Source organism: Paracoccus nototheniae (genome assembly GCF_004335005.1).
Taxonomy (GTDB): Bacteria; Pseudomonadota; Alphaproteobacteria; order Rhodobacterales; family Rhodobacteraceae; genus Paracoccus; species Paracoccus nototheniae.
Genome location: NZ_RQRT01000023.1, coordinates 45238 through 53275, shown reverse-complemented (window position 1 = coordinate 53275; position 8038 = coordinate 45238). Strand labels below are relative to the sequence as shown.

The 8038-nt window shown below is 68.5% G+C and carries 7 protein-coding genes; 2 read left to right on the top strand and 5 right to left on the bottom strand.

Features of this window, described 5'->3' with window-relative positions:
• Positions 1-25 precede the first annotated feature (25 nt).
• From EG885_RS10605 to EG885_RS10585, 5 genes are all read right to left on the bottom strand, one after another.
• On the bottom strand, positions 26-544 hold the full coding sequence (locus EG885_RS10605) for a sarcosine oxidase subunit gamma (protein WP_131574451.1): 519 nt from the start codon (positions 542-544) through the stop codon (positions 26-28).
• The gene (locus EG885_RS10600; protein WP_131574450.1) at positions 537-3467 is read right to left on the bottom strand and encodes a sarcosine oxidase subunit alpha family protein; all 2931 of its coding nucleotides are present in this window, start codon (positions 3465-3467) and stop codon (positions 537-539) included. Before EG885_RS10600 ends, EG885_RS10605 begins: the two co-directional genes overlap by 8 nt.
• Positions 3464-3802: a sarcosine oxidase subunit delta gene (locus EG885_RS10595; protein ID WP_131574449.1), complete on the bottom strand. Its 339-nt coding sequence runs from the start codon at positions 3800-3802 to the stop codon at positions 3464-3466. Before EG885_RS10595 ends, EG885_RS10600 begins: the two co-directional genes overlap by 4 nt.
• A gap of 231 nt (positions 3803-4033) precedes the next feature.
• The gene (locus EG885_RS10590) at positions 4034-4294 is read right to left on the bottom strand and encodes a hypothetical protein (protein WP_131574448.1); all 261 of its coding nucleotides are present in this window, start codon (positions 4292-4294) and stop codon (positions 4034-4036) included.
• Between the two features lie 91 nt (positions 4295-4385).
• A complete protein-coding gene (locus tag EG885_RS10585) occupies positions 4386-5651 on the bottom strand; it encodes a sarcosine oxidase subunit beta family protein (RefSeq protein ID WP_131574447.1) in 1266 nt (421 codons plus the stop codon).
• Positions 5652-5835: 184 nt separating this feature from the next.
• Between EG885_RS10585 and ccmI the strand changes: the two genes are divergently transcribed.
• Together ccmI and ruvX are read left to right on the top strand one after the other, a co-directional pair.
• Positions 5836-7371: a c-type cytochrome biogenesis protein CcmI gene (ccmI, locus tag EG885_RS10580; protein WP_131574446.1), complete on the top strand. Its 1536-nt coding sequence runs from the start codon at positions 5836-5838 to the stop codon at positions 7369-7371.
• A complete protein-coding gene (ruvX, locus tag EG885_RS10575; protein ID WP_131574445.1) occupies positions 7368-7844 on the top strand; it encodes a Holliday junction resolvase RuvX in 477 nt (158 codons plus the stop codon). The genes ccmI and ruvX overlap by 4 nt, the downstream gene beginning before the upstream one ends.
• The last annotated feature ends 194 nt before the right edge of the window (positions 7845-8038 follow it).

Here is an 8038-nt window from a genome sequence, read left to right as displayed (position 1 = left end):
AGGGGGCGGGGCGGGCCTGCGGGCGTCAGCGCGGGGCCAGCTGGCTGCCGGGGGTGGCGGCATTGGCGAGGATCAGCCCCAGATAATCGGCGGTCGAGCGGAAGCCCGCGACGCGGAAACCGTCGCCCTGACGCCAGATCGCGGCAGCGGTCTGTGCCTGACGGGTCCGGCGCAGATGGCCCTGTGGCAGGGAGGCGGCATCGACGGGGGCCAGTTTCGCGATCACATCCGCCGCATGGGGTCCGGTGATGTCGAAGACCGCCCGGGCATCCGACACATCGGCCACCAGCCCGTGTTCGCCCATCAGCGCCTGCGTCAGATCCTGCAGCGCCTGAGGCAGTTCGGGGGTGGGCAGGATCAGCAGCAGCTCGTCCGGCGACATCCAGCCGAGCGTGCGGCTGCCATCGGTGGTGAGGCCGGTGACGCCGGGGATGGGCAGGCCCGCAGCCTCTGCCAAGGCGTCGCCTGCGCGGTCCAGATCGGCGCGGATGGTGATCATGCCCAGATCATGCACCCGGGCGATGGTGGCGAGGATATCAGCCATTCTGGCGGCTCCCTTCCTTGTCGTAAAAGACCGGATCGCAGATCCGCGCCTGCATCACCTCGCCCGAAGGCATCGGGAAATCCAGCACCTGCCCCATCCGCGACGGGCCGTGGCGGACCAGTCCCATCGCGATGGGCTTGTCCAGCGTGGGCGAATGATAGCTGGAGGTGACGCGGCCCTGCGTGCGGCGCTGGCCATTGGGGTTCGCGCCCTCGGCCACCGCATAGGCGCCATCGGGCAGAACCTTGCCCGACAGGCTTTCCAAACCAACCAGTTTCCAGCGGGCGCCATCGGTCATGTGGCTGCGGCGCTGCGCGCGCTTGCCGATGTAATCGGTCTTTTTCTTCGAGATCGCCCAATCGAGGCCCAGATCCTGCGGGATGATCGTGCCATCGGTTTCGTCGCCGATCATGATGAAACCTTTCTCGGCGCGCATGACATGCATCGCCTCGGTTCCATAGGGGGTGATGCCCAGATCGGCGCCACGTTCGTGCAGGCGCGTCCAAAGATCGAGGCCCCGGCTGGCAGGCACGGCGATTTCATAGCTGAGCTCGCCCGAAAAGCTGATCCGGAAGATGCGGGCGGGGATGCCGTCCAGTTCCCCTTCGGCCCAGCCCATGAAAGGCAGCGCCGTGGGGGACAGATCGATGGTGCCGGGCAAGCGTTCCAGCAGCGCGCGGGCCTTGGGGCCCGCGACGGCGATCTGGGCGAATTGTTCGGTCAGCTTGGCGGTATAAACCTGCCAGTCCCACCATTCGCATTGCAGCCAGTCTTCCATGTGGCCGTGAATCCGGTCGGCGCCGCCGGTGGTGGTGTGGCACAGCCATGTGTCATCGGTCAGCCGGGCGACCACGCCGTCATCCATCAGAAAGCCGTTCTCGCTGCACATCAGGCCATAGCGGCATTTGCCGACCGGCAGGGTGGACATCATGTTGGTATAGAGCATGTCCAGAAACCGCCCCGCATCCGGTCCCTTGACGATGATCTTGCCAAGGGTCGAGGCGTCCAGCGTGCCGACACCGCGGCGCACGGACAGGATCTCTCTGTTCACGGCGGCGTGGCGATCCTCTCCGGCGCGGGGATAGGCATAGGGGCGGCGCCAGTGGCCGACGGGTTCGAAGCTGGCGCCATGGCTGTCATGCCAGACATGGATCGGGGTTTTGCGCAAAGGCTGGAAGGCATCGCCCTTGGCCTCGGCCGCGATGGTGGCCAGCGTCAGCGGCGTGTAGGGGGGGCGGAAGGTCGTGGTGCCCGTCGCCTCGATCGGTTGGTTCAGGGCATCCGACAGCACCGCCAGACCGTTGATGTTGGACAGCTTGCCCTGATCGGTGGCCATGCCGAGGGTGGTGTAACGCTTGGTATGTTCGACCGAGGCATAGCCTTCGCGCGCGGCCAGTTCCACATCGCTGACCTTGACGTCATTCTGGAAATCCAGCCACATCTTGGACCGCAGCTTATAGGGCGCGCGGGCGGGCATGACCCAGACGGGCTGGATGGGGCCTTCGTCCTGTTCCAGCGCCCCGGCGCAGCGCAGATCGCCATTGGCGGCGCCCGCGACGGTGACATTGCCGCTGCCATCCGCGCCCAGAGGGGGGCGGTCCGGGTCGGGGCGGAACATGGATGCACCCTCGTCCCAGATCAGCTTGCCGCCGCAATGGCTGTAAAGATGCACGACCGGCGACCAGCCGCCCGACATGGCGACCACATCGCAATCGAGGCTTTGCAGCGGCCTGCCCTCGCCCGACTGATCGCAGAGGATCACGCCCTCGACATGGCGGTGGCCCTTGACCTTGGCGATGCCGGTGCCTGTCAGGACCGCGATTCCGGCGGCGCGGGCGGCCTGCGGCAGGGCGCCGTCGGCCAGCGGGCGAGCATCGACGATGGCGGGCACGTCGAGGCCTGCGGCATGCGCGGTAAGGGCGGTGCGATAGGCGTCGTCATTGTTGGTGACGATCACGATGCGCTGGCCCGGTGCCACGCCGAATTCGGCGATGAAGTCGCGCACGGCGCTGGCCAGCATCACGCCGGGCACATCGTTGCAGGCGAAGGCCAGCGGGCGTTCCAGCGCACCGGTGGCGGCAATCACCCGACCCGCCCGGATGCGCCACAGGCGCTGGCGGGGGATGCCCTGATTGGGGTCGTGATCGGCCAGAGCCTCTCGCGCGATCAGATAGCCGTGATCATAAAGGCCCGTCGCCATGGTGTTGCGGCGCAGGGTGACGGTGTCGCGGGCGCGCAGGTCGGCCAGGAGGGCCTCGATGGCCGCCTGCCCGCCCTGATGGTCGGTGGGGGTGCGCCCGCCCCAGAGCGCGTCCTGTTCCAGCACCAGCACCCGGTCCCCGGCCTCTGCCGCGTCGCGGGCCGCCGTCAGACCGGCGATGCCGCCGCCGACGATAACGGTATCGGCAAAGCCATAGGCCTGTTCATAGCGGTCAGGATCGGCATCGGTCGGCGCCCGGCCAAGGCCCGCGCTGCGGCGGATGATCGGCTCGAACACATGTTTCCAGAAGGGGCGGGGGTGGATGAAGGTCTTGTAATAGAAGCCCGCCGGAAGGAACGGCGCCAGCGCGCCGTTCACCGCGCCGATATCGGCATCCAGACTGGGCCAGCAATTCTGGCTGCGCAGGATCATCCCGGGCACGAGCGCGGTGGTCGTGGCACGCTGGTTCGGTTCGAACCGACCGCCTTGTCCCAGACCGAACAGGGCGTTGGGTTCCTCGGCCCCGCTGGCGACGGGACCGCGCGGTCGGTGATATTTGAACGACCGGCCCATCAGCATCTGGCCATTGGCCAGAAGCGCCGAGGCGAGGCTGTCGCCGGTCAGGCCGCGCAGGTGGCGCCCGTCGAAACGGAATGGCAGTTGAAAGGCGCGGTCGATGCGGCGGCCACCGGCGGGCAGGCGGAAGGGGGGCGTGTGGGTCATGGCTGCGGGATCGTCCAGTCGGGGGTCCAGTCGGGTCGTGCGGCGCGGATCGCATCCACGATATCGGCGGGCGGGTGTTTGGTCTGCGCGCTGTAGGTGCCGAAGACCTGCAGCGTCGCGGTGCAGCGCGCCGCAAGGAACCATTTCCCGCAGCCATAGGCATGGCGCCAGCGTTCGAAATGCACGCCTTTGACGTTCTTGCGGGCAAAGAGATAGGATTCGAAATCCTCATCCGTGCCTGCGGGGCCGATGCGGGTCAGATGCGCCTCTCCTCCGGGATGGAGTTCGGTTTCCTCGGCACGGATGCCGCAACAGGGGCAGGTCAGGGTCAGCATGATGCGTCCTTGTGCCGGAGGGGGTTTTGCAGGCTTGGCATTGTCTGATCGGGCGGGGTGGCACTGCCGGGGCGCGGATATGCGAACGCGCCGCAGCAACGGGTGCTGGCGGCGCGGCTTGTGCGGTCTGCGACCGCACGAAGACCGGGGGCCGACTGCCCCCGGACCCCCGTGGATATTTCCAGACCGAAGCCGTGGGCCGCCGCGTGGGCGGCCCGGTCGGTCAGTCGCTCAGTTGGCCGGAGCCGGGGCGGCAGGCTCGGGTGCGGGTTCGACAGCCGGGGGGGTGTCGGTCTCGACCGAGACGGGCGGCGTGCCTGTCGCGGGGTCGGCTGCGGGCGTCTCGACGCTGATATTGGTGTCGCCGCCTGCGACCGGGTCGGTCGTGGCCGTGCCGGTTTCGCTGCCGGACATGAAGAAGAACAGCAGCGCCACGATGACGACGATGCCGCCGACGATGAAATAGAGGCCATTGTTGTTGCGGTCAGCCATGGGAAACCCTTTCGGTCAAAACAGTCATGACCGATCAATTCGCAGGCAGACCAGTGGGTTCCCTGATGCGCGTCCATCGGCGCCCCCCCGCCTAATGCGCCACGCCCGCGGCGACGGATTCGTCGATGAACCGCCCCTCGCGGAAGCGGTTCAGACCGAAACCCTCGGCCAGCGGACCGGGGGTGCCCTTGGCGACCAGCTCGGCCATGGCCCAGCCCGAACCGGGGATCGCCTTGAAGCCGCCCGTGCCCCATCCGCAATTGACGAAGATGCCGCCCACCGGGGTGGTGGACAGGATGGGCGAGCGGTCGCCGGTCATGTCCACGATGCCGCCCCATTGGCGCAGCATCTTCAGGCGCGACAGCATCGGGAAGGTCTCGATCAGGGCGCGGACGGTTTCCTCGACATGCTGCCAGCTGCCGCGTTGGGTGAAGTTGTTGAACCCGTCGGTGCCGCCGCCGATCACCATCTCGCCCTTGTCGGATTGGGACAGATAGCCATGGACGGTGTTGGCCATCACCACGACATCCATGCAGGGCTTGATCGGTTCGCTGACCAGCGCCTGCAACGCGACGCTTTCGATGGGCAGGCGGAAACCCGCCATCTCGGCCAGATGGCTGGAATGACCCGCCACGACGATCGCCAGCTTGTCGCAGCCGATCTCTCCCTTGGTGGTCGAGACGCCGCGCACCTGACCGCCTTGGGTCCGCACGCCCGTCACCTCGCAGTTCTGGATGATGTGCATGCCCATGTCGCTGCACGCCCGCGCATAGCCCCAGGCCACCGCATCATGGCGCGCCGTGCCGCCGCGGGCCTGATAGAGGCCCCCCAGCACCGGATAGCGCGGCCCGTCCAGATTGATGATCGGAACCTTGGCCTTGAGCTGCTGCGGGTCCAGCCACTCGGTCGAGACACCCTGAAGGTTGTTGGCATAGACGGTGCGCTTGTAACCCCGGATCTCGTGTTCGGTCTGGGCCAGCATGATCAGGCCGCGCGGGCTGAACATGATGTTATAGTTCAGATCCTGCGACAGGTTTTCATACAGGCTGCGCGCCTTTTCATAGATCGCCGCAGACGGGTCCTGCAGATAGTTCGACCGGATGATGGTCGTGTTGCGACCGGTATTGCCGCCCCCCAGCCAGCCCTTTTCGATCACCGCGACATCGGTGATGCCGAAATTCTTCCCAAGGTAATAGGCCGTCGCCAGCCCGTGCCCCCCGGCACCCACCACGATCACCTTATAGCGATCGCGCGGCAGGGGATTGGCCCAGGCCCGCGTCCAGCCGGAATGCTGGCGCAAAGCCTCTCGGGCCAAGGCGAAGACGGAATAGCGTCTGGAGCGGGGGGCGTCGGGCATGGTGCCTCTCAGGGGGATAAGCTGGGGCCACCATGGCGCTGCGGGGCCGCGCGCTCAAGGCGCGTTGCGGCAGATCGCGGCGAAATGCGACATGCGACAAACGGACTGCCCGGGGGATTTCCCGCGCGCCGCGCTTTCGGTCCCGCGCCAGTCGCGATAGGACGGGGCTCAACGGAGGTGACGCATGTTCTGGATTGTTGCAGCGGGGATCACCGCGATCGTGGCCTTTGCCATCCTGGCGCCGCTGCGGCGGGCGCGGGCCGGGGCGGAGCCCGCCGCCGCGTTCGATCTGCGCGTCTATCGCGACCAGCTGTCCGAGGTCGAACGCGATCTGGAACGCGGTGTCCTGCAGCCCGAGGATGCGCAGCGCCTGCGGGCTGAGATCGGGCGCAAGGTTCTGGATGCGGATCGCCGCGTGGCGCAGGCGGCCCCCACGGTCGGGCGCAGCGGCGGTCTGATCTGGGCCGGGGCGGTGCTGGTGGTCATGCTGGCCGGGGCGGTGGCGCTGTATCTGCGCGAAGGTGTGCCCGGCGCACCCGACATGCCGCTGGCCGAACGTTTCGCCGCCGCCGACGCCGCCTATCGCGCCCGTCCTGCCCAAGCGCAGGCCGAGGCGGATGCCCCCGCCCGCCCCGCCCCCGACCTGTCGCAGGCCGAGCCCGACTATCTGGCGATGATCGACCAGCTGCGCGAGGCCGTGGGCCGCAATCCCGACGACCCGCAGGGCCAGCAGTTGCTGGCCACGCATGAGATGCGGCTTGGCAATCTGGCCGCCGCGCAGGCCGCGCAGGCCCGTTTGGTGGAATTGCGCGGCGATCAGGCCGATGCGGTCGAGCTGATGCAGCTGGCCAGCCTGATGGTCGAAACCGCAGGCGGTCTTGTCACCCCCGAGGCCGAGGCCGTGCTGGCGCGCGCCCTGACGCTGGACCCGGACCAACCGCAGGCCCGCTATCTGCAGGGCGTGATGCTGATCCAAAACGGTCGCCCCGACCGCGCCTTTCCGATCTGGCGCCGGCTGCTGGAGGAAGGCCCCGAGGGCGCGCCGTGGATCCCCTCGATCCGCGCCGCCATCGAGGAACTGGCATGGCTGGCCGGTGAGGGCGATTACCAGCCCCCCGCGCCTCAGGCGACAGACATGCCGGGCCTGCCCGGCCCCGACATGCCCGGCCCCGATGCGCAGGATCTGGCGGCGATAGAGGACATGTCCCCCGAGGATCGCCAGCAGATGATCGAAGGCATGGTGTCCGGCCTGCAGCAGCGACTGGCGACCGAGGGCGGGGCGCCGGACGAATGGGCGCGGCTGATCTCGGCCTTGTATGTGCTGGGCCGGAACGATCAGGCCGATGCGATCCTGACCGAGGCGCGCCAGCGCTTTGCCGATATCCCCGAGGCGCTGGCCGTGGTCGAGGCGGCGGGCGCTGCGGCGAATCGGGCGCTGGATCAGGGGGCCGGGGCTGCCCCTGTGCCGGATGCGCCCGGAGCGGAGGATGGGGCACCTGCTGGCCCGACCGCTGATCCGCCCGCATCCGATGCCCCCGCGCCGGATGCACCGTCAGGCGATACATCCGATCCCAATGGTTCAGCACCGGACGCAGCGGCGCCGGCCAACACGACGCCCGAGGCGTTGGCACCCGGCAGCCCGACGCCCGACGCCCCGTCAGACGGCGGTGTACCCTCTGGCTCCTCCGACGCAGCCAACCCGGCAGGGCCCGCACCATGATCCATGAAGACATGATCGCCTTTGGCGCCAGCCTGCCCCGCCACGGGGCGCTGGCGGGCCTTGATCTGGGCACCAAGACCATCGGCGTGGCGGTCAGCGACGGGATGCGGCAGGTCGCCTCGCCCATCACAGTGATCCGGCGGGTCAAGTTCACGCTGGATGCGCAGGCGCTGCTGGCGCTGGTGCAGGACCGGGCGCTGGTCGGGCTGGTCCTTGGCCTGCCGCGCAATATGGACGGGTCCGAAGGGCCGCGCGCGCAGGCCACCCGTGCCTTTGCCCGCAACCTGATCCGGCTGACCGACCTGCCCGTCACCTATTGGGATGAACGCCTGTCCACCGTCGCCGCCGAACGCGCCCTTCTGGAGGGTGACACCTCGCGCAAGCGCCGCGCCGAGGTGATCGATCAGGTCGCGGCGGGTTACATCCTGCAAGGCGCGCTGGACCGGCTGCGCTATATCTCGGACCGGGCATGAGCGTGCTTCGGTCCACGGTCCCGACCCACAGCGCCAGCACCACGGCGTCGGGCGGCACGGCATCAGGCGGCACGCGTTCGGGCGGATCGGCGTCGGGAAGATCGGCATCGGGCGGTCCGGGGCCAAGCGGCAGCGTCCGGCGCGGGCCTTGCACGGCCCGGGCTGCTTGGCAGGTCGCGGGTCTGCGCGACAGG

What these genes read in the sequence shown, in the direction of transcription:
- EG885_RS10605 (WP_131574451.1), bottom strand. Translation starts at nt 544, where the DNA reads ATGGCTGATATCCTCGCCACCATCGCCCGGGTGCATGATCTGGGCATG.
- EG885_RS10600 (WP_131574450.1), bottom strand. Translation starts at nt 3,467, where the DNA reads ATGACCCACACGCCCCCCTTCCGCCTGCCCGCCGGTGGCCGCCGCATC.
- EG885_RS10595 (WP_131574449.1), bottom strand. Translation starts at nt 3,802, where the DNA reads ATGCTGACCCTGACCTGCCCCTGTTGCGGCATCCGTGCCGAGGAAACC.
- EG885_RS10590 (WP_131574448.1), bottom strand. Translation starts at nt 4,294, where the DNA reads ATGGCTGACCGCAACAACAATGGCCTCTATTTCATCGTCGGCGGCATC.
- EG885_RS10585 (WP_131574447.1), bottom strand. Translation starts at nt 5,651, where the DNA reads ATGCCCGACGCCCCCCGCTCCAGACGCTATTCCGTCTTCGCCTTGGCC.
- ccmI (WP_131574446.1), top strand. Translation starts at nt 5,836, where the DNA reads ATGTTCTGGATTGTTGCAGCGGGGATCACCGCGATCGTGGCCTTTGCC.
- ruvX (WP_131574445.1), top strand. Translation starts at nt 7,368, where the DNA reads ATGATCCATGAAGACATGATCGCCTTTGGCGCCAGCCTGCCCCGCCAC.